This is a genomic window from Spirosoma horti (assembly GCF_054776595.1).
This window is the reverse complement of record NZ_BAAHBQ010000003.1, coordinates 25,377-48,158: the sequence shown is the minus strand read 5'-3', so window position 1 is coordinate 48,158 and position 22,782 is coordinate 25,377. Positions and strand designations below refer to the sequence as shown.

General features: G+C 50.5%; 18 protein-coding genes. 8 read left to right on the top strand and 10 right to left on the bottom strand.

Annotated features, from left to right (window positions below; translation table 11 throughout):
* Position 1 precedes the first annotated feature (1 nt).
* From ACYVAM_RS08165 to ACYVAM_RS08155, 3 genes are read left to right on the top strand one after another with little or no spacing between them, the layout of a single operon-like run.
* On the top strand, positions 2-409 hold the full coding sequence (locus ACYVAM_RS08165; RefSeq protein WP_461065763.1) for a GNAT family N-acetyltransferase: 408 nt from the start codon (positions 2-4) through the stop codon (positions 407-409).
* A 39-nt stretch (positions 410-448) separates the two neighbouring features.
* Positions 449-805, top strand: a complete 357-nt coding sequence (locus ACYVAM_RS08160; RefSeq protein ID WP_461065761.1) for a DUF3471 domain-containing protein — start codon at positions 449-451, stop codon at positions 803-805.
* Between the two features lie 47 nt (positions 806-852).
* Positions 853-2,172, top strand: coding sequence for a PQQ-dependent sugar dehydrogenase (locus ACYVAM_RS08155; RefSeq protein WP_461065759.1), 1,320 nt, complete (start codon positions 853-855; stop codon positions 2,170-2,172).
* An 87-nt stretch (positions 2,173-2,259) separates the two neighbouring features.
* On the opposite strand, the gene ACYVAM_RS08150 is transcribed toward ACYVAM_RS08155, so the two are convergent.
* Both ACYVAM_RS08150 and ACYVAM_RS08145 read right to left on the bottom strand, forming a co-directional pair.
* Positions 2,260-3,942 (bottom strand): hypothetical protein, encoded by a 1,683-nt coding sequence (locus ACYVAM_RS08150; RefSeq protein ID WP_461065757.1) that lies wholly within the window; start codon positions 3,940-3,942, stop codon positions 2,260-2,262.
* Positions 3,932-4,525 carry an RNA polymerase sigma factor gene (locus ACYVAM_RS08145; protein ID WP_461065755.1) on the bottom strand — a complete coding sequence of 198 codons (594 nt, stop codon included), beginning with the start codon at positions 4,523-4,525 and terminating at the stop codon, positions 3,932-3,934. Before ACYVAM_RS08145 ends, ACYVAM_RS08150 begins: the two co-directional genes overlap by 11 nt.
* Positions 4,526-4,703: 178 nt before the next feature.
* Here ACYVAM_RS08145 and ACYVAM_RS08140 point away from each other — a divergent pair, with 178 nt between their 5' ends.
* Positions 4,704-5,408 carry an SGNH/GDSL hydrolase family protein gene (locus ACYVAM_RS08140; protein ID WP_461065753.1) on the top strand — a complete coding sequence of 235 codons (705 nt, stop codon included), beginning with the start codon at positions 4,704-4,706 and terminating at the stop codon, positions 5,406-5,408.
* Between the two features lie 77 nt (positions 5,409-5,485).
* Here the strand turns inward: ACYVAM_RS08140 and ACYVAM_RS08135 are convergent, their stop codons facing one another.
* The 5 genes from ACYVAM_RS08135 to ACYVAM_RS08115 form a co-directional block, all read right to left on the bottom strand.
* Positions 5,486-6,682 (bottom strand): glycoside hydrolase family 88 protein, encoded by a 1,197-nt coding sequence (locus ACYVAM_RS08135; protein WP_461065751.1) that lies wholly within the window; start codon positions 6,680-6,682, stop codon positions 5,486-5,488.
* 177 nt (positions 6,683-6,859) lie between these two features.
* Positions 6,860-9,970, bottom strand: coding sequence for an efflux RND transporter permease subunit (locus tag ACYVAM_RS08130; RefSeq protein ID WP_461065749.1), 3,111 nt, complete (start codon positions 9,968-9,970; stop codon positions 6,860-6,862).
* Between the two features lie 124 nt (positions 9,971-10,094).
* Positions 10,095-11,264 carry an efflux RND transporter periplasmic adaptor subunit gene (locus tag ACYVAM_RS08125; protein ID WP_461065747.1) on the bottom strand — a complete coding sequence of 390 codons (1,170 nt, stop codon included), beginning with the start codon at positions 11,262-11,264 and terminating at the stop codon, positions 10,095-10,097.
* 386 nt (positions 11,265-11,650) lie between these two features.
* Positions 11,651-12,280, bottom strand: coding sequence for an NUDIX hydrolase (locus ACYVAM_RS08120; protein ID WP_461065745.1), 630 nt, complete (start codon positions 12,278-12,280; stop codon positions 11,651-11,653).
* Between the two features lie 86 nt (positions 12,281-12,366).
* Complete coding sequence (locus ACYVAM_RS08115) at positions 12,367-13,950, bottom strand: NAD(P)/FAD-dependent oxidoreductase (RefSeq protein ID WP_461065743.1); 1,584 nt, start codon at positions 13,948-13,950, stop codon at positions 12,367-12,369.
* A gap of 310 nt (positions 13,951-14,260) precedes the next feature.
* Between ACYVAM_RS08115 and ACYVAM_RS08110 the strand changes: the two genes are divergently transcribed.
* Positions 14,261-16,192 (top strand): glycoside hydrolase family 88 protein, encoded by a 1,932-nt coding sequence (locus ACYVAM_RS08110; RefSeq protein ID WP_461065741.1) that lies wholly within the window; start codon positions 14,261-14,263, stop codon positions 16,190-16,192.
* 6 nt (positions 16,193-16,198) lie between these two features.
* On the opposite strand, the gene ACYVAM_RS08105 is transcribed toward ACYVAM_RS08110, so the two are convergent.
* Together ACYVAM_RS08105 and ACYVAM_RS08100 are read right to left on the bottom strand one after the other, a co-directional pair.
* The gene (locus tag ACYVAM_RS08105; protein ID WP_461065739.1) at positions 16,199-17,716 is read right to left on the bottom strand and encodes an FAD-binding protein; all 1,518 of its coding nucleotides are present in this window, start codon (positions 17,714-17,716) and stop codon (positions 16,199-16,201) included.
* A gap of 25 nt (positions 17,717-17,741) precedes the next feature.
* Positions 17,742-18,077 carry a Bor/Iss family lipoprotein gene (locus ACYVAM_RS08100; RefSeq protein ID WP_461065737.1) on the bottom strand — a complete coding sequence of 112 codons (336 nt, stop codon included), beginning with the start codon at positions 18,075-18,077 and terminating at the stop codon, positions 17,742-17,744.
* A 284-nt stretch (positions 18,078-18,361) separates the two neighbouring features.
* On the opposite strand from ACYVAM_RS08100, the gene ACYVAM_RS08095 reads away from it, so the two are divergent.
* The 3 genes from ACYVAM_RS08095 (at position 18,362) to ACYVAM_RS08085 (ending at position 21,452) form a co-directional block, all read left to right on the top strand.
* On the top strand, positions 18,362-19,570 hold the full coding sequence (locus ACYVAM_RS08095) for an acyl-CoA dehydrogenase family protein (protein ID WP_461065735.1): 1,209 nt from the start codon (positions 18,362-18,364) through the stop codon (positions 19,568-19,570).
* 145 nt (positions 19,571-19,715) lie between these two features.
* A complete protein-coding gene (locus tag ACYVAM_RS08090; RefSeq protein WP_461065733.1) occupies positions 19,716-20,900 on the top strand; it encodes a sensor histidine kinase in 1,185 nt (394 codons plus the stop codon).
* 108 nt (positions 20,901-21,008) lie between these two features.
* On the top strand, positions 21,009-21,452 hold the full coding sequence (locus tag ACYVAM_RS08085; RefSeq protein WP_461065731.1) for a hypothetical protein: 444 nt from the start codon (positions 21,009-21,011) through the stop codon (positions 21,450-21,452).
* Positions 21,453-21,492: 40 nt separating this feature from the next.
* Here ACYVAM_RS08085 and ACYVAM_RS08080 read toward each other — a convergent pair whose 3' ends face one another.
* Complete coding sequence (locus tag ACYVAM_RS08080; RefSeq protein WP_461065729.1) at positions 21,493-22,719, bottom strand: glycosyltransferase family 2 protein; 1,227 nt, start codon at positions 22,717-22,719, stop codon at positions 21,493-21,495.
* Between the last annotated feature and the right edge of the window lie 63 nt (positions 22,720-22,782).

The following is a 22,782-nucleotide window of genomic DNA, read 5'->3' as shown; positions in this document are numbered from 1 at the left end:
TATGATTCATATTCAAGCCATTGAGGCCGAACAAACGTATCCGCTACGCCATTCGGTGCTCTGGCCCGATAAACCCCTCGACTACGTGAAGGTCGACGATGACGATGCTGGTTACCATTTTGGGGCGTTTGACGATAAGGAGTTGATTGCCGTAATTTCTTTATTTATTACTGGGCAGGAAAGTCGCTTCCGGAAGTTTGCAACCCACCCGGATTACCAGCGGAAGGGTGTTGGTACCTTATTACTGAATCAGGTTATTGCCGAAGCCCGATGGCTGGGAGCCGCCGTACTCTGGTGCGACGCCCGGCTGGATGCCGCCGATTTTTACCGCCGGTTCGGTATGGAAGCCGTTAGCGAGGTATTTTACAAAGGCCCGATTCCGTATGCGAAATTTTCGCTAACCTTGTGAGCGCCTTGTGTAAGGCAAACCCTAAACCCCTGTAAACAAATGAAATCAATTCTTACCCTGCTGCTAATCGGTAGTCTGCTCACGGTGGCAACCGGGGCAAATGCCCAAACGGCTTCGGCTGATTCTGTGAAAGCGTATGCTGGTTCGTACACCTTTGCGAGCGGCAGCCCAATCCAAAAATATACCATCACGACTGAAAAAGGTGATCTGTTTGGGGAGGCCGATACTTATGGGAAGAATAAATTGGTCAAACAGGCAAAAGCCGATACGTATCAGTCGACAAGCTCCTACGGGTCAATCATCACCTTTGTTCGGGATGCGGCTACCAAAGCGGTAACAAGCCTGACCATGGCTATTCAGGGAACCGAATTAACCGCCAAGAAAGACAATCCATAACCAAACGATTGTACAATGAGTTGACTTAAGATACAATCAACTCAACAATGAAACCATCAACGCTTTTCTTTACCGCGACTACATTGTTAGTCAGCGCCTGGTCGTGCAGCCAGAAAAAAGCCACAGACCAAACGGGTGAGACGGTGGCCACGGTCGATACAACCATTAGTCTGCCCGCTCCCTACGCCACTAAATCAACTCAGAAATTCAGTAACATCATTGACTGGCCAGCTGGTAAAACACCCCAGGCACCAGCCGGTTTTACGGTGACTGAATACGCCCGCGATCTGCAAAGTCCACGATGGATTTATGTCGCTCCAGACGGTGATATTTTTGTAGCCGAAGCAAATACTGAACGGAAAGGTGTCAAAAATGCCGTCGTTAATGCGGTAACCGGCAAAAGTAAATCAGAACGGACCGAAGCCAGTGCCAACCGTATCACGCTATTGCGTGATACGAATAAAGACGGGAAGCCCGATGTTCGGGAGGCCTTTCTGACAGGCTTGAACCAGCCTTTTGGTATGCTGGTTCTGGGTGATAAGTTCTACGCGGCCAATACCGACGGATTGATGCAGTATGATTACAAATCTGGTCAGACAAAGATTAGTACGGCTGGCAAGAAGATTCTTAACTTACCGGCGGGGGGCTATAACAACCACTGGACACGGAATTTACTGGCTGGACCTGATGGCAAAAAAATCTTTGTTTCGGTTGGGTCAGGGAGTAACGTGGGCGAGCATGGTCCCGAAAATGAAATTCGTCGGGCAAACATTCTGGAAATAAACCCCGACGGAACCGGCGAGCGGATTTATGCTAGTGGCTTGCGCAATCCAGTGGGCATGGGTTGGGAACCAACAACAAAAAAGCTCTATACGGCGGTAAACGAACGGGATGAACTTGGTGATGACTTGGTACCTGATTACTTGACAAGTGTTAAGGAAGGCGCTTTTTATGGGTGGCCTTATTCGTATTATGGCCAGAATGAAGACCCGCGACGGAAAGGAGAAAGGCCCGATCTGGTCAAAAAAGCAGTTGTCCCTGATGTTCCGCTGGGAGCGCATACAGCCTCGTTGGGCTTAGCCTTCTATGATAAAACGGCCTTCCCCGAAAAGTACCGGAATGGTGCTTTTGTCGGACAGCATGGTTCCTGGAACCGCTCCCAATTCTCCGGTTATAAAGTAGTCTTTGTGCCTTTTCAGGGCGGAAAACCAGGAAAGCCAGAAGATTTTCTGACGGGTTTCCTGACTGGAAAAGACAAGGACGCGTATGGTCGGCCCGTAGGTATTGCCGTACTTCCTGATGGATCGATGCTGGTAGCCGATGATGCAGGTGGACGAATCTGGCGCATAGCGGCTAGCAAGTCGTAAGTAAAAACGGAACATAAAAATAGGGAAGTGGTCAACGCAGAAGAACATTTGTGCGTTGACCACTTCCCTATTTTTATGTTCGACGTTCTAGAACTGATAAAGCACCCGAGCCCGTAGCCCAAGCGTTACATTCGTTTGCCAGTTAGGACCAGGTTTCATCGGCACCTGCTCTGCCTGAAGAGGTACTGTCAGAACGGGGCTACCTTGAAGGGCCCAATGCCGATTTTGCCACTCCAAACCAGCACCAAAGGCAACATGAGTGATCAGGTCAACGGATTGAGAAGTGTTGAATTTAAGTATCTCATAGTAGCCCCGTTGAGGAATCAACATTTGGCAGTAATAGGATCCAGTTTCAACATTTGTCAAATTAAGCGATGTACCAAGGGTCGGTGACAATACCAGATTACGGTTAAGGGAAATTCGATAGCCTACATTGACCGGAATTTGTATACGGGTTGTGCGTGTATCAATATTCAGAATCTGACGACGGGGGTCAATGTTACGGGCGAATTCTCTTCTGAAATCCCGTTTCATATGCAGGTCGAAATCCAGATCATCCAAGAACGTTCCATTGTAGGTAGCCTGGCTGAGGCCAATACCTACTGACCAGTTCTTCTTGGGTCCTAATAAAACTTCGGTGAAGACACCAGCACTCAGCACTTTAGACGCTAGTTCCCCGCCTACACCGGCCCGGAAACGACCGGCCATGTATTTAATGGGCTGACTTTCCGGCGCCTGCACAACAGCGCCTGAGACCACCGTTGTGCGTGCAGGACGCATGCGTTTTGCCCGTTGGGCAAGCTGACTGGTCCAGTTGATCGTAGGCGTCGATATAGATGGCAGGTCAATTAACTCATAATTGGCTGATATTGACGCTTCGGTTGGATGAATGGTTGTTGGCTCTGTCGGAGCAGGGCTTGTTCTGACAATACTGTTGTCCTGAATGTTGCCCAAATTGGTCGCCGGATTTTTCGGAGACAAGTGCCGGTCTCTAGAAACGCCTTGTTCGTTCGTCTGCCGATTCGCATAATAGGGGTCCGCCAGGCGACGCTCTCTAGGGCGCTTCCCTTCGGAATTGGTTACTGTTTCTGCTGAGATATCAGGGTTTTTACCAACTATAGAAGGAGTAGAGGGTTCACCATATGCGTCTGTTTTCGGGTTATTGGTTAAATTATCCGATTGATTGGGTTGAGCCGTTGAGCCTGATGGGTGCTCCGTTGTTGCGTATCGCTGATCCGTAGGTTTTTCTGAACGATTAGTCAATTGTTCTTCCGGGGGAACCACATGCGAACGAGACGGCACAGATACATAACGGGTTATGTAAACCGTGTCCCGGTCACCTCGACGAACTGGTTTAGAACCGGTTGAGGTAAGCAGCGCTTCTTTGCCTGGCAGAGACTGATTTTCAGTCGATGGTGCTGACGCGATAGTGTCAGTAGTCGGCACTGAGAGTGTCGGTTGCCTGGCGGCCGTTTGGTGCGTTGGTTGCTTACGTAACTGGCCTATTGTCTGGCGCAGGCGATTGATTTCGTTATGCTGCCAGAAACCATAGCCCACCAGCACAACGGCACTGACAGTAGCCGCAGCCATCAGCCAGGATTTGGCTGTCCATAAGCCACCACTAAAGGGATTGCCCGACGGGGGCGTGCCAGGCTGTGGAATTCCAGTTTGCAGCGATGACTGCATTCTGGCCCAGTCTTTCTCGGAAAATTCCGGTCGAATACTTTCCAGTTTTCGCCGGATAATATCGGAAAATCGGTCAGTTTTCATGATACGGAATAGAGGCTGTTTTACTGTAATGAGCTTGTTTGATGAGCACTTGTAGTTTTTGCCGGGCGCGGGCAAAGTTAGAGCGAACGGTTGCTTCGTTATGGCTCAGAAGACCCGCAATTTCGTGGAGGCTGTATCCGTCCACAACGTGCATCATAAACACAGTACGGTAGGTTGGGGTCAATTGCTGTACCAGAGCGAGAATTTCCTCGGCCGCAATTTGATCGACGACATCATCGTCGAAAGCGACCTGCTCGCCTGATTCCAGGGAAGCATGCTGCTCAAAACGATGGTTCTTTCGATAGTGGCTAATGGCCGTATTGACTAAAATTGTGCGTAGCCAGGCTTTGAACGGTAACGTTTCATCATAACTATCTAAATGTTGAAATGCTTTCAGGAATCCTTCGTTTAGTACATCTTCTGCCTCTTCGATGCTCGACGTGTAGCGCAGACAAATGCTCTTTGCATAACCAAAAAATTGCTTGAACAGGGTTCGCTGTGCACGCGGGTCGCTGGCACGGCAGGCCCTAATGACGCTAATCAGGTCATTTTCGGCGAACGGAGATGATTTTCGAAAAAACAAAGTTCGGTCGGATTTTTACGTAGATATTCCTGATTACAGACTTAGTACGCGTTTTTAGTCCCTAATGTTGCACCTAATAGTCAAGTTATTAACTATTTTTTTCGCGGAGAGCAACACTTGTGCAAAACCGTACGTACAGGCAATAAATGGGTTTACTCATCCCATTTTTGGTTAGCTAATGAACGTTTTGGTGATTGGCGACGAACATACCTACGGCTATGGGCTGTCGGAAGGGAACCTTAGTTATATCGGGCATTTTATTCGGAATATCAGCCAGGCCGGGCGAGCGGTGTCTGTAGAAGCCTACGCCCATTTAACAATGGCACAAACGATCGCCACGCTGGCTCAGCTACCGCTGAACCGGTATGACCTGATTATTCTTCAGCTTGACTATACACTTATTCAGACAGCCACATTACGAGCCGCGCAATCGTCGGGGGTTACCATCCCTGTTTTTCCGGCTGCAGCTGGCTTTTCCCGGCCACTAGCCGCCCGGAAAATTAGTACGTCATTGAAAACACTGGGAAGTTCGTTGCTTTCGTTCGTCTGTCCTAATCGCGCAACGTCGTCGATTTCTGTGTTGCTTAACCAGCTACGACCCTACCGTCATAATGTGCTATTACTGACACCTTTTGTGCATCTGGAACCGATCAGAGACTGGTTTCGTAAGCGAAGTCGGGCGGTGCTGCTCCGGGAGGCCGATAAACGGCTGGTCAGTGTTTTCGACACCGATTCAATCATTCTGCCTCGGGAAGAATATTTCCTGCCAAATGATAAGGAACACCTGAATGCAATAAGCCATGAGCTTTTAGGTCGGTCTCTGTTCGACTTTTACCAGTCAGCACCAACCATCGTAACCATTCAGGCTTTCCGGAGGGAATAACAAACAGAATAGGTCTGTGGTAGCAAGCTGTAAAAGCTGCCACCACAGACCTATTCTGTTTTAGCATTATATACGTTCTACGACCGGAAAGCTGGTTTCTTTCGCAACGCATCATAGCGCAACAAGGCTTCGAGGTAGTAATAATCAGCGTAAATAATGGGTGTATCCACTTCGCTCTTCTGCGGCTTGTGCCCTACACTATGCTTCAGGATGAAGTTGTTGTTTTCGCCAAGGTTGGCTTTGTAGGCCGGGCTTGACAAGCTCTCCAGCATTTTCACCGCCGATTGATAGTAGGTTTTGGCTGATTGTCCGCCGTAGGTGCAAAGTTCCAGCAGGGCCGCAGCCGTGATCGCCCCGGCCGACGCATCCCGTTCTTCATTCGGATTATTGGGCGCATCCACGCCGGGCGCATTGAAATCCCAGTAAGGAATTTTGTCGGTGGGTAGATTGGGGTGGTTGAGGTAAAAATCGGCTATGTGCCGGGCATGCTCCAGGTACTTTTTGTCTTTCGTTTCCCGGTACATGACCGTGTAACCATACAAACCCCAGGCCTGCCCCCGTGCCCAGGCCGAGTTGTCGGCGTATCCCTGCGCCGTTTTTTTTGCCGCTACAGTACCATCTGGATTGTAGCACACGACATGGTAGCTACTGTAGTCGGGTCGGTAATGATTCTTCATTGTGTTGTCGGCATGCGTCACCGACAGATTATAAAACTCCTTATTGCCCGACGTGCGTGCTGCCCAGAACAGAAACTCCAGGTTCATCATGTTATCGATGATAACCGGATAGTCGTAGTTCTGAAATTTATTCCAGGACTTGATGACGCCAACTTTCGGGTTGAAACGTGTCGACAATGATTTGGCACCTGTTAATAAAATAGGCGGGTAGGCCGCGTTTTTGGTAAGTCGATAGCCATTCCCGAAGGGGCAATAGAGCATAAAACCGAGGTCGTGCGTACCAGTATTGTATTGTTCTTTAGCCACCGCCATTGTCCACTTATTGGCGGCTTCTTTCCAGATCGGCGCTTTGGTTCGTTCGTAGATATGCCAAAGTGAACCACCAAAAAAGCCACTGCACCACCAGTCCGATTTGCGGTCATCAGGTGATCCGTTGGGCTTGGTCGATTGCGGAAACCGGGTCGTATCGGGGTGCGACTTCAGCATGAGGGTATATTGCTGAGCGGCAAAATCGAATTCCTTATCGACATTAATGGGTGTTTGCGCAAAGGCGAGTTGCGCCAGTAACAACAGACAGACGGATAGGTAGCGTTTCATGCGTGTTTAGTATTGAAAGACGAGCCGATACGTCGTTCTTGACAGACTCATTCACGTACTAAGCAAAAACATCCCTTTTTTTAATCTAATACTGTCTTTTTTTGCGTAGTAAGCCATCAAAAAAGGAGTGATCTGTTTCATCAGATCACTCCTTTTTTAACGAATGCGTATCTCCTGTTAAACGTGCATTTCCAACTCTTCTGGTTTGACGTTATCGTCTGTTTTAACGGTTTCTGGCTGAACGTCTTTCCGACGAGTCATGTAGGTGTAGATCACCGGAACGACGTAGAGAGTAAGCACCAGCGAGAACATCAGCCCACCCACAATAACGATACCGAGTGGAATACGGCTTTTAGAGGCTGAGCCTAAAGCAAGGGCCAGCGGCAACGCACCAAATGCGGCCACAAGCGTTGTCATCAGAATTGGACGCAGGCGAAGGGCCGCCGATTCGGCTGCGGCTTCAAATTTATTCTTGCCGGTCAAACGTTGCTCATTGGCAAATTCCACAATCAGAATCCCGTTTTTCGTAACAAGACCAACCAGCATAATGATCCCGATCTGGCTGAAAATATTCAGGGTCTGGTTGAACATCCAGAGCGAGAATACGGCGCCGGCCAGAGCCAGTGGCACGGTAATCATAATAATGAGTGGATCGATGAATGAATCGAATTGTGCTGCCAGTACCAGATAAACCAGAATCAGCGCCAGGCCAAACGCAAAGAGCGTATTGGATGAACTTTCCGCATAGTCGCGGGAAGGGCCAGAAAGAGCAGTCTGGAAACTCTCGTCGAGCGTTCGGGCGGCAATGGCCCGCATGGCTTCTACGCCATCGCCAACTGTTTTACCTGGAGCTAACCCGGCCGATACGGTAGCCGATTTGAAGCGGTTATAGTGGTACACCTGGGGCGGGCTACTCACTTCCTGGAATCGTACCAGGTTGTCTAACTGGATCAGTTGTCCCTGGCTGGAGCGTACATAGAAGGAGGCTAAGTCAACGGGCGCATCGCGATCGGCCCGGTCCACTTGTCCGATAACCTGATATTGTTTCCCATTCATCAGGAAGTAGGCCAGTCGCCGGTTACTGAGGGCTAGTTGCAGCGTTTGGGCCACATCCTGTACTGAAATCCCCAGATTCGTCGCTTTTTCACGGTCAATGCTGATGTTCAGTTCAGGCTTATTGAATTTCAAATCGACATCGGAGTTCTGGAACGTTGGGTCTTTCTGTACTTCATCGAGGAATGTTGGCAGTTTTTCGCGCAACTTCTCAAAGTTGAGGTTCTGGATCACGAACTGAACCGGTAGTCCACCGCCCCGGCCAACCTGAATCGTTTGATCCTGGGTAGCAAACATCCGCGCTTCGGTGAACTTCTTCAAGTTTTTGTTCAGATAGTCGACAATATCCTGCTGCGATCGTGTCCGGTCGCCGGGGTCGGTCATGTTAAGCATTACGAACGACGAGTTAACGGCACCCGCGCCTGAAAAACCAGGTGCTACGACACTAAAAGCCAGTTTTGTTTCAGGAATGGAATCAAGCACCAATTGCATGACCCGGTCGGTAGTGGCAGCCTGTGCTTCGTAGCTGGTCCCTTCCGGCGATGTGATCGAAACGCGCGTACGGCTACGGTCTTCGAGAGGAGCCAACTCGGATTTGAGTAGGGCACCCAGCCCAAAAATCAACAGCAAACAAACGCCAATCATGACAAATGCCCAGCCCCGTTTCCGCATAAAGGTATCGAGCGAGGAGCGGTATGAATCGTCGAGCCATTCGAAGAACGGTTCGGTTTTTCGGTAAAACCAGGAACGGCCGTGATTTTTGCTGGTCAGCTTAACACTCAACACAGGCGTCAGGGTAAGGGAGACAAAGGCTGAGATCAAAACGGCCCCGGCCACCACAATACCAAATTCACGGAACAGCCGTCCGACGAAGCCTTCCAGGAAAATAATTGGCAGAAACACAATGGCCAGCGTAATGGAGGTTGCCAGTACCGCAAAGAAGATCTCATTCGAGCCTTCCCGGGCAGCCTCTTTGGTGTCCATTCCCTGCTCGATTTTCTTGAAAATGTTTTCCGTGACAACAATACCGTCATCTACTACGAGGCCAGTTGCCAGAACGATTCCCAGCAGTGTTAAGACGTTGATACTAAAGTCGGCCACGTACATGATGAAGAACGCGCCGATCAGCGATACCGGAATGTCAATTAAGGGCCGGAACGCAATGAGCCAGTCGCGGAAGAAGAAGTAAATGACCAGTACGACCAGCACGAACGAGATCAGCAGGGTTTCGCCTACTTCTTCGATGGCCCGCCGGATGAAGATACTGCGGTCAATCCCGATGCTGACGATAATGTCGTCGGGCAGGTCTTTTTTGAGCTGATCGAAGCGTTTGTAGAATTCATCCGCAATACTGACGTAGTTGGCACCAGGCTGCGGAATAAGCACTAGAATAACGCCCACGGCACCGTTTTGCTTCGAGATAGTTTCTTCATTCTCCGCGCCCAGCGTGGCATACCCTACGTCTTTGAACCGCACAATCTGATTGCTCGTCTGGCGTAGAATTAGGTTGTTGAAGTCGTCCTCCGTCGTGAGTCGGCCAACGGCTTTAACGGTCAGCTCGGTGTTGTTGCCATATACCTTACCACTCGGTAGTTCAACGTTTTGGGCATTCAGAGCGGCCTGAATGTCCTGCGAGGTGAGCCGATAAGCCGATAGTTTGATGGGATCGATCCACATCCGCATCGCCTGCCGTTTCAGCCCATAAATGTTCGCCTGGCTAACACCGGGAATGGTTTGTACCCGCTCCTGAAGCACGTTCTCGGCATAGTCTGATAGTTGTGTCGGGTTGCGGGTTGTACTCTGAACGGTCATGAAAATGATCGGTTCCGAGTTGGCATCGGCCTTTGTTACCACCGGGGGCGCATCGATATCCTGCGGAAGCTGGCGTTGGGCCTGCGCTACTTTGTCCCGTACGTCGTTGGCCGCCTGTTCCAGATTGGCATCCAGATTAAACTCGATTGTGATCGTGCTGGCACCTAGGGCACTACTGGACGAGATCGTCCGAATGCCTTCAATACTGTTCAGCGACTTCTCAATGGGCTCCGTGATCTGCGATTCGATGATATCAGGGTTGGCACCAGTATAGTTCGTCCGCACCGAAATCACCGGTGGGTCAATAGCTGGGTATTCGCGAACGCCCAGAAATGTAAAACCAATGACTCCGAAAAGCACAATGATGATGGACATCACCATGGCAAATACGGGCCGGTTCAGACTAAGCTCGGGTAGACTCATCTTTTGTTGAGTTTGAGATTTTTAGTTTAGGGCTCACGGTTTGTCGTTTACGGTTTGTGATTGGCTATCGCGAAAGCAGTCTATGCGTCAGCCAACCACAAACCGTAAACGACAAACCGATTACTCAGTTACTCGCTACTTTGGGACCAGTGCCTGGTATGGTTATAACCTTGCCAATTTTAACGGGGGCATCCTGTTTAAGGAATAATAAGCCTGTTGTGGCAACGGTATCACCTTTTTGCAGACCTGACAGAATCTGAATCGTACCGGCTGTCCGAAGTCCGGTTTTTACGTCTTTAAACATAGCTTTGCCATTTTTAACCACAATGACCTGATTGGTTCGGGTTTGTGGAATAACAGCCTGGGTAGGAACAACCAAACTCTGCTCATTCTGAATCGTTAGCGTCACGCGGGCAAAGGTACCCGGCCGGAAAAGGGGTTGCCCGTTGCCTGCCGTCGCATTGTTTACCCGGGCCCGAATGCGGAGGTTACGCGTTTGCTCATCGACCCCTGGTTCAATCGCGTACACGATTCCCTGGCTTTGCTGATTACTCCCATCGACCACAAACGAAATCTTACTGCCTGTATGTACGGTTGGGCCGTATTTTTCAGGAATAGAGAAATCGAGTTTGAGCGACGAAATCTGCTGAAGACGGGCAATTAGTGTACTCTGCGAGACAACAGCACCGGAACTCACGTTGCGCAAACCAATTACGCCCGAAAAAGGCGCGCGGATTTCCGTTCGTTGCAGATTGGCTTTAACCAGTTCAATATCGGCCAGTGATGAACGGAGATTCGTTGTCACAATGTCGTATTCCTGTTGACTGATACCGCCCCGTTCCAGCAATTGTTTGTTCCGTTCTTCGGTTCGCCGGGCGTTGTCGGCCTGTGCCTGAAGCTTCTGAAGTTGTGCCTTGAGGTCCGTATCAAACAGTTTGACCAACAAGTCTCCCTTTTTTACCGGCTGGCCTTCCTGGATATTAAGCTGAATAATACGAGCGGAAATTTCGGGATAAATATCGACCTGTTCGGATGCCAGCAGGGAACCACTGGATACCACATCCTCCCGAAGTTGTTGTGAAATAACCACAAATCCATTCACACTGGCTGGCGCCCCACCACCGGGGCCGCCTTTGCCGCCACCCGGCCCACCTTTACCGTCTGCTGCACCCTTACCGCCACTACCTCCACCACCAGGACCTGATGCACCAGGAGCTGGATGTAAAATCTTATTATACACAATTATCCCGCCGAGTACCAGAACGACGAGGCCGATAGCAATCCATCTTTTCACAGGAATATTTTGTAGAAGGGGTCTTTGGTTTTAACGACCGAATGATCGCATTTGTTCTCTAACTGCAAAGCTATCAAGGTTAATGACTATATCAATCGCCACGTAGCTGGTTCTGAATGGTTTTTCTACGAATTATTTAGGCGAATTAGCCGGATAGATCTACGCTTTTGTCCGTAAAAATGCTTACCGGAGCGCCATAACTTATGTTACTTATTTTACTATAAGGCCATTTTTTATACTGGTTATGAGCTATATATTAGAATTAACTAGACAAGAAAGTAAAAAGGACGCTATATGTATACGTTTCAGGAAGTACTTACCTGCGGTGAGCGAAAAAAAATATATTCTGTGAATGGGCCTGTCTTTCACTGAATAGCCGGTAGCTGTCAGGAATCCATGACCATCAGCAGTTCGCTGATCATCATCGCTGTCGCGCCCCAGACCCGGTACCCCTGAATCTGGTAAAAGGGCGCGTCGACCAGTACGCCCCGAACCTCAATTTGACTATCGCCAACAATGGTTTCGTCTAAAAGGGTGTCCAGGCTTACTTCTACAACCGCTTCTACTTCACGTGGGTCGGGGTAAAAGTCAGGCCGGTAAGGCAGGACCCCAACAACCGGCTGGACATAAAAATTGCTGGGTGGAATATAGAGTTCTGTCAATAGACCCAGCACCTTCACATCCGACACGCGGATGCCAACCTCTTCCTGTGCTTCGCGCAACGCCGTGCGGGTCAGGTTTTCGTCGATCCGCTCCATCCGTCCACCCGGAAACGCCATCTGACCCGCATGAACGCCGTCATACTGGGGCCTTAGAATTAAGGGCAGATAAATGGAATTCTGATAGGGGTAAAAACAAATCAACACGGCACTCCGGCGTGTTCGCTCATTCGGCTTGATCCCGAGCCGATACCGTGCTGTCGACGCCATCTTTTTATGGGCGACCTCACCCGGCAATGGCTTTTCTAGCCGTTGCCGGAGGTGGTTGGCGAAAGTATGGAATGAAGTGTCGATCATTTTTGGTGTCCGGGTAATGGTTTATAATGTAAGGCAGTACCGGTACGATTTATGCGCCAGCCCACCGAAAACCTTAAACCATAAACCTATTTATACAACTTAACTAATTCTTCGGCACATCGTTCACCATCCATGGCCGCCGAAACAATCCCGCCTGCATAACCGGCTCCCTCGCCACAGGGAAACAACCGATTTACCTGAACATGCTCACAGGTTTCGCGGTGGCGGGGAATCCGAATCGGCGACGATGTCCGGCTTTCCACGCCAATCACCTGGCCATCATTACTGAGGTAGCCACGCATTTTCCGGCCGAAATCACGTAACCCCTGCCGAAGTGGCTGCGCGATATGATCGGGAAGCACCTCGCTCATATCCACGGATACCAGCCCCGGCTGGTAGGACGTTGGGAGCAGTTGGGTTGATACCCGTCCGTCCACAAAATCAGCTACGCGTTGGGCGGGCGCCGTCTGTCGGCCATCACCCATTTTGCAAGCCCACCGTTCCAGATCCTGCTGCAACGCCAGTCCCGCCAGTGGTCCTTCGTCAGCATAGGGAAGAAGGTCTTCGTCGGCAATGGCAACCACCAGGCCCGAGTTCGCAAATTGCGAATCCCGACGTGAGGGCGACATGCCGTTAACGACCAGCTCGCCCGGTGCTGTTGCGGCTGGCACAATAAAACCACCCGGACACATACAAAACGAAAAAACGCCCCGTTCTACCCCTTTAAATCGGGTTTGCGCGACTAAACTGTAAGAGGCCGCCGGTAAATAATCACCCCGTTCGGGTCTATGGTATTGAAACTGATCGATCAAACGCTGCTGATGCTCAATGCGAACGCCCATGGCAAACGGCTTGGCTTCGATGCGAACCTGACGGGCCTGAAGCAGGTAAAAAATATCACGTGCTGAATGCCCCGTGGCCAGAATCACGCCGATCCCTTCCACCGATTCGCCATTGGCCAGAACGACGCCTTTTATGGAAGTAGGCCCTACCGCCGATTCGGTGAGGAACAAGTCGGTCACTTTGGTATCGAACCGAATTTCGCCCCCCGCGTTCAGTATACTTTCGCGAAGGTCAGTGACGACGTTTGGTAATTTATTGGTGCCGATGTGCGGGTGTGCATCGACCAGAATCTGTTCGGTGGCACCGTGCGCCACAAAAATTTCCAGAATACGCCGTACATCGCCCCGTTTGGTCGACCGGGTGTAGAGTTTGCCATCGGAGTACGTTCCGGCTCCGCCCTCACCGAAGCAATAATTGGATTCGGGGTTAACGATATGGTCTTTGTTAATGGCCGCCAAGTCGCGTCGGCGGGCGCGTACATCGCTGCCCCGCTCCAGCACAATGGGTTTTATCCCTAACTCGATGAGCCGAAGGGCGGCAAAAAGTCCGGCAGGACCGGCCCCTACAACGATAGCCTGCTGCGCCCGGCTGACATCCGTTTGCGGTTTCTGGTATTGGATAAGCGCGGGCGGAGTTTCGCCCGCAAAGACATCGGCATCAACCTTAACGCGTACTTGCCGATTGCGCGCATCGATCGACTGCCGACGTTTACGCACCACAATATCAGCGGTATTGGGCAGCGAAAGATGATCTAAAGCCTGTTCCCGAAAGGCAGGTTCGTCAAAAGCCAGCTCGGGAGGCAGGTTGAGTGAAATCTGGTGAATCATCGTCAAAAATGAGCCATTACGGCTGGTCGGCAACTAATCGGACAAGAAACGGTTCTGGCGGCAAATTGGGTTATAGCACCCAACCAGCGGAGTCAACCAGTCGGAAATCAACGTGGTTTTTGAAACTGTATTGATTTCTGCAATTTAGTAACAGGTATGCGTCTATTTGGGTTCTTTCCAGACTATTTCAATGGGATTCGTTAGGATAAGGGTATCTACTCAGTGTTGTTTAAGGAGTTACCTTCGGGCCGGAAGGGTAGAATTTACGCCTGATGGTCTATTATAGGGTAGTTAACAAGAGAAAATGACAATGAAGTTTAGCCTCTTCGGGTGGTTGCTGCTGTTCAGTCAGACCCTGCTAGCCCAGTCAACAACGACCCTATCCGAACGCGGGATGCCCTGGTCGCAACGTATGGTGGCAACGATCATGGCCAATAACGCCGATTCTATTGCGTATGTAAAAGAAGGTAAAGATGCCCATTGGGAGTATGAAATGGGTGTCATTCTGCAGGCAGTCGAGCAGGTTTGGTACCGCACCGCCGATGACCGTTATTTTCAGTACATCCAGAAAAATATGGATCGGTACGTGACCGATACTGGCGATATCAGAACCTATAAACTGGATGAGTACAACATCGATTATGTCACCCCTGGCCGCTCGCTGCTGATGCTTTCCCGGCAGACATTGCCCGGTAAGGAAAAATACCGGAAGGCGGCCGACTTGCTGCGGAAACAGCTTGCTCAGCAGCCACGAACCAAAGAAGGGGGCTTCTGGCATAAGAAACGCTATCCATATCAGATGTGGCTCGATGGCCTGTACATGGCCGAGCCGTTCTATGCCGAATACACCCGTTTATACGGGAAAGCCAGTGATTTTGACGACATCGTCAACCAGTTTGTGTGGATGGAAAAGCACGCCCGTGATGAAAAGACGGGACTACTTTATCATGGCTGGGATGAAAGCCGGGAACAGAAATGGGCCAATAAGCAAACGGGTAAATCGCCTAATTTCTGGAGCCGGGCGATGGGTTGGTATGTTATGGCGCTGGTCGATGTGCTGGATTATGTGCCGGAGTCCTATCCGCGCCGGGGCGAATTGGTCGCTATTCTCCAACGGACGTTGCCCGCTATTGTCAAGTACCAGGACCCGAAATCGGGTTGCTGGTATCAGGTAACGGATCGGATTGGTAACAAGGGTAATTACCTGGAAGCGTCTGGCACGGGCATGTTTGTTTATGCGCTGGCGAAAGGCGTTCGAATGGGATATCTGCCCGCTACGATGGTATCATCGGCCCGAAAAGGCTACGACGGCATGCTGAAGAACTTTATCTCGACGGATGCCAGTGGTCAGGTTCATCTGGAGAAGACGGTGCTGGTAGGAGGGCTGGGCGGTAACCCGTATCGTGATGGGAGTTACGCCTACTACCTGAGTGAACCGCTGCGTCAGGATGATTTGAAAGGGGTTGGCCCATTCATTATGGCCAGCGTTGAGATGGAGATCGCCAACGAACGGACAACTGGTCAAGGCAAAACCGTGGCCGTAGATAATTACTTCAATCACGAGTTTCGCAAGGGAGCTGATGGCGAACAGGAACCGTTTCATTACACCTGGGAGGACCGGCAGCATTCCGGCTTTTTCTGGTGGGGAAACATCTTCCGAAATCTGGGCGCTAAAACCGCAACGATAGCAGGAGCACCCACAACGGCTTCGCTGAAAGGCGTAGACGTGTATATTATCGTCGATCCTGATACGCCGAAAGAAACGGCCAACCCAAATTATGTAAATGAAACGGACATAAACGCCATTGCCAGCTGGGTAGCAGCTGGTGGTACGCTGGTGCTGATGGCCAATGACACGTCAAACTGTGAGCACGTGCATTTCAATAAACTGGCCGCTCGGTTTGGAATGCAGTTTCTGCCCGAAAATCGGAACATGGTCCAGGGAACGCAATGGGATCAGGGACAAATAACGATACCGGCCGACAACGGAATTTTCCCTAAAACGCGGACGGTTTATATTAAGGAACTAGCCCCGCTCAGCATCAAATCTCCCGCAAAAGCAGTTGTGACCGATGGGGGCGATGTGATCATGGGCGTCGCTTCCGTTGGGAAAGGACGGGTTTTTGCCGTAGGTGATCCCTGGCTCTACAATGAGTACGTAGACGGACGACGGATACCCGCCAAATTCGAAAACTTTGGTGCTGCGAAGGAATTAGCGAGCTGGCTGTTGGGACGAAAATAGACGGCTTTACGGTAAGACCGTATCCAGTCCCCATTCACTCATCACATCGTTCCTGAAAACCTCCATGCAAGCTTCGTCGCGCATCAGTTTATTACGGGCGGCTATCCACCGGTCGACATGGCTATCGGAATACATCCTGCGCAGCCGATCTTTCGTGAGGTTCAGGATTTTGCCCCAGTGGAATGAAAATGGGATGGACTCAGCCTCCAGGGCGTCCCAAAGCGCTTCACAAAACGCAAGGGTATTTGTCGAGAAAACGCCATCCAGCTCAATGACGCAGGTAGTCAGAAACCTGGTGAAGCCAAGAATAGCCTCTGTCCCTTTCACATACCGAAACGCTACCACACCCGTAAAAGGACCGTTGGTTTCATGGAGCGAAAGAAGAATGTCTTTTACCCGTAGCACATCCGTTAAATCAACGCCGATAGCTGTGCTGAGTACCTTGCCGTGAACATCGGTATTGGAAAAAATTTCACCGTGGGTACCCATCAGGTTGCTGTAAGGCTTGTATTGTGAGTTGGTCAGGGCCGTTACCAGCGCCGGAACAAGCGATGGGATAGCCTGGGTAATTGTGCCAATAAATGTTGGCGCGTCATCACCGGGGCCAATGGCAGGTAGTGCTATGGCCGGTGGCGTGTATTGATCCGTATAAGGGCGCTTATACATGGTGGTTACAAAGGCACCCTTGTCCAAGTCATGCAGGTTGAACAAGGTCTGGAAATGATAGGGACGCTCATCACCCTTTGGCAAAGACGAACCGGTAAAATCGAGCGTACGCATAAGGGCCAGCAGAGCATCGTCAATAAGCATCCGTTCCCGGTAGCATTCGTACAAAAAGAGAGGAATGGTTTCCAGCATAACCCCGTGAATAAACCCGAAACTGCCAAAGCTAACCAGAGCCGCATTGAACAACTCGTCGTCCGGAACCAATTCGGCATTCAGCTTTTTGAGAAATGACGCCGACGCGACCGGATACGACGCTTTCTCAAGCCAGACGTGCCGGGTCGGGCTAATAATGAGGTGTATCCCGACTACAAAGTTCGACATTGAGCCAATGTCGAAAGCGGACCCATGGGTGCCCGTAGACAACGCACCCGCAATGGTTTGCCCATTACTAGCCCCCGAAGTCATTAACGATCGGTTTCGTTTGCGCAGCCGCTCGCTGATTTCCTGAACCGATACTCCACATTGGCAGAAATACAGGTCATCGGCGGTTTTTGGATACTGCTTGTGAACGCTGGCCGGAGTGATCCGAATCGTCATATTTAGGAGCTTCGTATTCAGCAGGATACCATCGGTCGCCGAAATTTTGGTGAACGACCATTCACCCCCGATCGCCCGAAGATGCCGCTTTTTTCGGATGGCTTCGTCAATCAGGTTTTGGATACCTTTGGTCGTCGTGTTGTAATCGGCAACTACGTCTCCTGTATCGTCATTCGCTAGATTGTATAAATTTTCAATGGGCTGTGTATAGGTCTCATGACGTGGAGACCACTGTTGCTGACCAGTAGGGTGAATAATCATGGCATATGGGGATTGATCGGTCAGTCTACAATTCGCCTTCGCGGGGGCAGGGTTTGGGACACTTCCACTCAAGTTGAACCGGGCTCCAGATGCCTAAGGTGGCAACGGTAATGACCGAATAGCCAAAGTTGCTGGTAATCCGAACTTCGTCGAGGCTTTTCAAATTAAGGGCGTCGCAATCAGTGGCAACCACATTTTTCTGGACCAGACCCCAGAAAAACGAATGGGCCGTTTTTTTCTGGTAACCGGTCGATGGGTCAAATTTTGATGTGGTAATGCGATAATGGTAGCATCCCTGCATCGAGAAGAGCAGCAGCAGCAGGTAAACCGGGCGGACGAACGGGGGCTTGGTTTGGCTCATGACAAGAACAGTTTGGAATTGGCTGTAGGTATACAGGCGCGTTTACAAACCCGCCTTACCGCGTGGCGTATAGATACCGGTCTAGTCGTCTTATCGGCCATTTAATTGAGGAAAAGGTTGGTTATACTTAGCAAGCGGCTATGACGAATGTATAGGCTTATCGCCTGATCAGTAAGGCTATACGTCATCATGTATTGGCACGAACGAGAAATTTATACGGTTTTGATTGACTGATAAAAATCGGTACTTTAGGAACAAGCCCCGTCTTTTCGAGTTAACCCAGTATGCAATCTACCTCCCTGAATCCGTCCCGAAATAAGGTCGACTCCTTTGAGTCACCTGATTTCTACTGTCTCGATGATCTGTTGACCGCCGAACATAAGCTGGTTCGGTCGGCAGTGCGCAATTTTGTCAAGCGTGAGATCACGCCCATCGCTGAAGAATACGCACAACGAGCTGAATTTCCCCGGCATATCGTACCGAAGTTTGGCCAGATTGGTGTCTTTGGCGCTACCATTCCGACCGAGTATGGTGGTGGCGGGCTCGATCAAATTTCTTACGGCTTGATGACGCAGGAAATAGAGCGGGGCGACTCCGGTATGCGCTCTTGTGTGTCGGTGCAAAATTCGCTCGTGATGTATCCCATCTGGGCGTTTGGGTCGGAGGCTCAGCGGCAAAAATACCTGCCTCGACTGGCCACGGGTGAGCTGATTGGGTGTTTTGGGCTGACCGAAGCGAACCACGGCTCCGATCCGGGTGGTATGGAAAGTAATTTTATTGAACGAAGCGACTATTTTCTACTGAACGGATCAAAACTCTGGATCACCAATGCCGACATTGCCGATATTGCCATTGTCTGGGCCAGAAATGATCAGGGTAAAGTGCGCGGACTCATCGTAGAACGGGGCATGGATGGATTCAGCACGGCCGAAATAAAAAATAAGTGGTCGTTACGAGCCAGTACGACCGGCGAACTGACTTTTCAGGACGTGCAGGTTCCTAAGGAAAACCTGCTTCCCGAAGCCCTTGGCCTGAAAAGTGCCCTTAAGTGTCTGGAGCAGGCCCGGTATGGCATTTGCTGGGGTGCCCTGGGAGCCGCCATGGAGTGTTATGAAGTAGCCCGGCGGTATTCGCTCGAACGCATTCAGTTTGGCAAACCCATTGCCAGTTTTCAGTTGGTACAGAAAAAACTGGCCGAAATGCTAACCGACATTACGCAGGGCCAACTGCTATGCTGGCGGCTTGGGGTACTCAAAAACGAAGACAGAGCAACAGTGGCGCAGATTTCAATGGCTAAGCGTAATAATGTTGAGATGGCCCTGCGGGTAGCCCGCGAAGCCCGCCAGATACTTGGGGCTATGGGTATTTCGGGCGAATATCCGATCATGCGCCACCTGATGAATCTCGAATCGGTAAGTACCTACGAGGGAACACATGATATACAGCTACTGATTTTAGGCGCTGAGATAACGGGAATACCAGCGTTTAAATAACAGGCAGATTGGTTTCAATGGCGCTAAATGGATGACTCAGTACCATTGAAGCGAGCAGCGCTAAGCGATTTTATTTTATCTTAGCCAGCTAAAAGAAAATCAGATGGGTGCGATGACTGGTACAATGACCCTTTCCAACACTGATATGGCTCTTGAAAATGAGCAGCTCCGGCTTGCTCTGCAGGCCGCTCAGGTAGGAACCTGGGATTATAACATCGAAACAGGACAGGCCCAATGGTCAACGATCTGCAAGCGGTTGTTCGGATTGCCCGAAGATGCGCCTGTTACGGCGGCTACATTGATGGCACAGGTGCATCCTGATGACCGGGAGCGGGTAGCTCAGGCCAACGCCAACATACTGAGTCCACAGAGCGATGGCGACCATAACGTCATCTTCCGTACGCTTAGAGTGGGGGGGGCTCCCCGATGGGTTCAGGCCAAAGGCAAAACCATCCTGAACGATGAGGGGCGGATTCTACGCTTTAATGGTATTGTGTTCGATGTTACAGAGCTGAAGCAAACCCAGGAAGCGCTGCGTCAGAGCGCCGATGTGCTGGAACAACGGGTTGCCGAACGCACACAGGAACTCAAAGAGGCCAATCTGCAGCTAAAAAAATCGAATGAAAATCTGGCCGAATTTGCTTACATAGCCTCCCACGATCTGCAGGAGCCGCTACGAAAGATTCAGTCGTTTGGTGATATTTTAAGAGATCAGTACGAAACGCAACTGGATGAGGGCGTTATGTACCTCGAGCGGATGCAGAGCGCGGCCCGTCGAATGTCGACACTCATCAAAGATCTCCTTACGTTTTCCCGCCTTTCCACCCGCCAGGAGAATACAAAAACGGTATCCTTGACCGATGTTGTTTCGTATGTGCTCCATGACCTGGAGTTAGCCATACAGGAAACTGGAGCCGATATTTATGTAGATCCGCTGCCAAGCATAAAAGGCGATGCATCGCAACTGGCGCAGCTCTTTCAAAATTTAGTAAGTAATGCCCTTAAGTTTGGCCATTCGGGAGCAAAACCGGTTATTGAGGTACGTACAGAATGTGTAACGGCTACCGATTTGCCGCTTGCCGTGCGGCCCGTTCGAGCAGCGGTAACTTACCAGCGCATTGATGTGAGCGATAACGGGATCGGCTTTGATGAGAAATATGTCGAACGCATCTTTCAGGTTTTTCAGCGATTGCACAGTACCAGTAAATACGCTGGCACGGGCATTGGCCTGGCCATTTGTGAAAAGGTAGTTGTGAATCATGGCGGGGCCATTACTGCTCGCAGCCAACCCGGCCAGGGGACTACCTTCAGCGTGTACCTGCCACTTTGAGTATCGTTTGAATAGCGCCCCGGATAAACCTCTCTTGATCACAGTCGTTAGGAAATGGTTAAATCATTCCTGCCCATAAATTAGTTTATTGAGCAAACAAATGGTGACATGAGAGAAATACGCTGGATCCTGTTTTTTCTGTTGGTGGCAGAGGTTGGCTACGGGCAACAAAAAACATCTGCTTTTTTTATGGTTGGTAATTACGCTACCCCAAATTGGGAGAAGTTGACGTTCAACACCACAAAATCGGATAGGGGCATAACGTATTCATACCAGAAAAATGAAGAGGGGCATAAACTGGATGTACTTGGTACCAAAAACGTAGGTAATCAAAAAGTCCTGATGGTCAAAATCCGAAACACCAGTAGGATATACCTGATTCTACGCGACAGAAAGAAGGAAACCTTATCCATGGTTAGCGAAGACGGTACCTACAAAAAGACGTTTCCTTTGGGCTATGAAGGGCCGGTTGATGGCCGCGGCACTTATTGTGCTACCTGTGCCAATGAGCCAGATGACGCGTTTCGGCTCGTGAACTCATTCTTTTTGTAGCTCGCCTGGTCAGCGTTCAGCTTCGTATTGTCAGCTTTTGTCAGCTAACCTTTAACGCCACTTCATCAGCGCGACGGGCTTTTTCCCAAATTCCCGATGTGTTACCACGCCAGTAGCGTAGAAAACCTAAAATGGCGCAGACATTCATGAAAGAGAAGTAAAAAGGAACAAACAGGGCTTTGACCCGGATTCGGCGATGTTCTAACCGGTAGCCCAGGTAAGCGGCTGCGTAAAAAAAGCATTGCCCGATGAAAAAGACCAGCCAGAACAGGTATGTTGGCGTCGTCGTTTGGGGAACAGGCAGAATAAGCGCCAGGTTAGCCAGCCAGATTAGAGGCAGACAAAAGGGCGTTACTGCCCAGCGTAATACCCGATGCGACACGTACTGAAACGTGAGCCAGCCATAGCGAACAACGTTCAGTAGATACAGCAGCCGCATAATCGACTGAAAGCCACCGGCGGCAATGCGTATCTTACGCTTCTTCTCCTCATCGATGGAAAAGGAAGGGCGCTCCAGCGCATAGGCATCCGGTTCATACTCAACCCGGTACCCTCTCCCGGCGATGCGAAGTGAGATGATAAAGTCGTCCAGCAGCGTATCCGGTTCGACGGTTTCGTATAAGTTGGTTCGTACCGCAAACAACTCGCCTGCAGCGCCCACAACGGTATGCAACTGAGCGTCTTTTCGTTTCAGATAAGACTCGTATTTCCAGTATAAACCCTCGCCCGAACCCGCAGCCGATTCACTATCGAGCACCTCGATACGTTTTTCGCCGGCCACCGCACCTACTGACTCATCCCGAAAATGGCGTACAAGGTTGCGGATTGCCCGGCTATTAAGTTGTGTGTTGGCATCGCTAAAGATGACAATTGGCGTATTGACGTGCGTTATGGCCCGGTTCATGGCGGCTACTTTCCCGGCTCGTTCGTCACCACCCAACACGGCAATCTGGCGGTCGCCACCCAGGTGCAACGATTCCAGATAGGCCGTAGATCCATCAGTTGACCCTTCGGTCACAAACAGGAGACGAAGCTTTTCGGCCGGGTAGTCCAGCTCACGGGAGTTCTGGAGCTTGGCGGGCAGGCATCCCATTTCATTATAGGCCGCCATGACCAGCGTCACCATCGGCTCATAGGCGTCGTCATTCGCGACTAGTCGGGGACCCTTGATCAGGGTGCGAATCTTAACCAGTAGCGTAATCAGAATGCCATAGCCCAGGTAAGTGTAGGCTACAATACCCAGACAAAAGAGAAGAAAAAACTGCATGATTAGTTGCAATTGAATGATAGGGAGCCGTCGTATACTGCTTTTTCGCGGGCTATTGCTTCT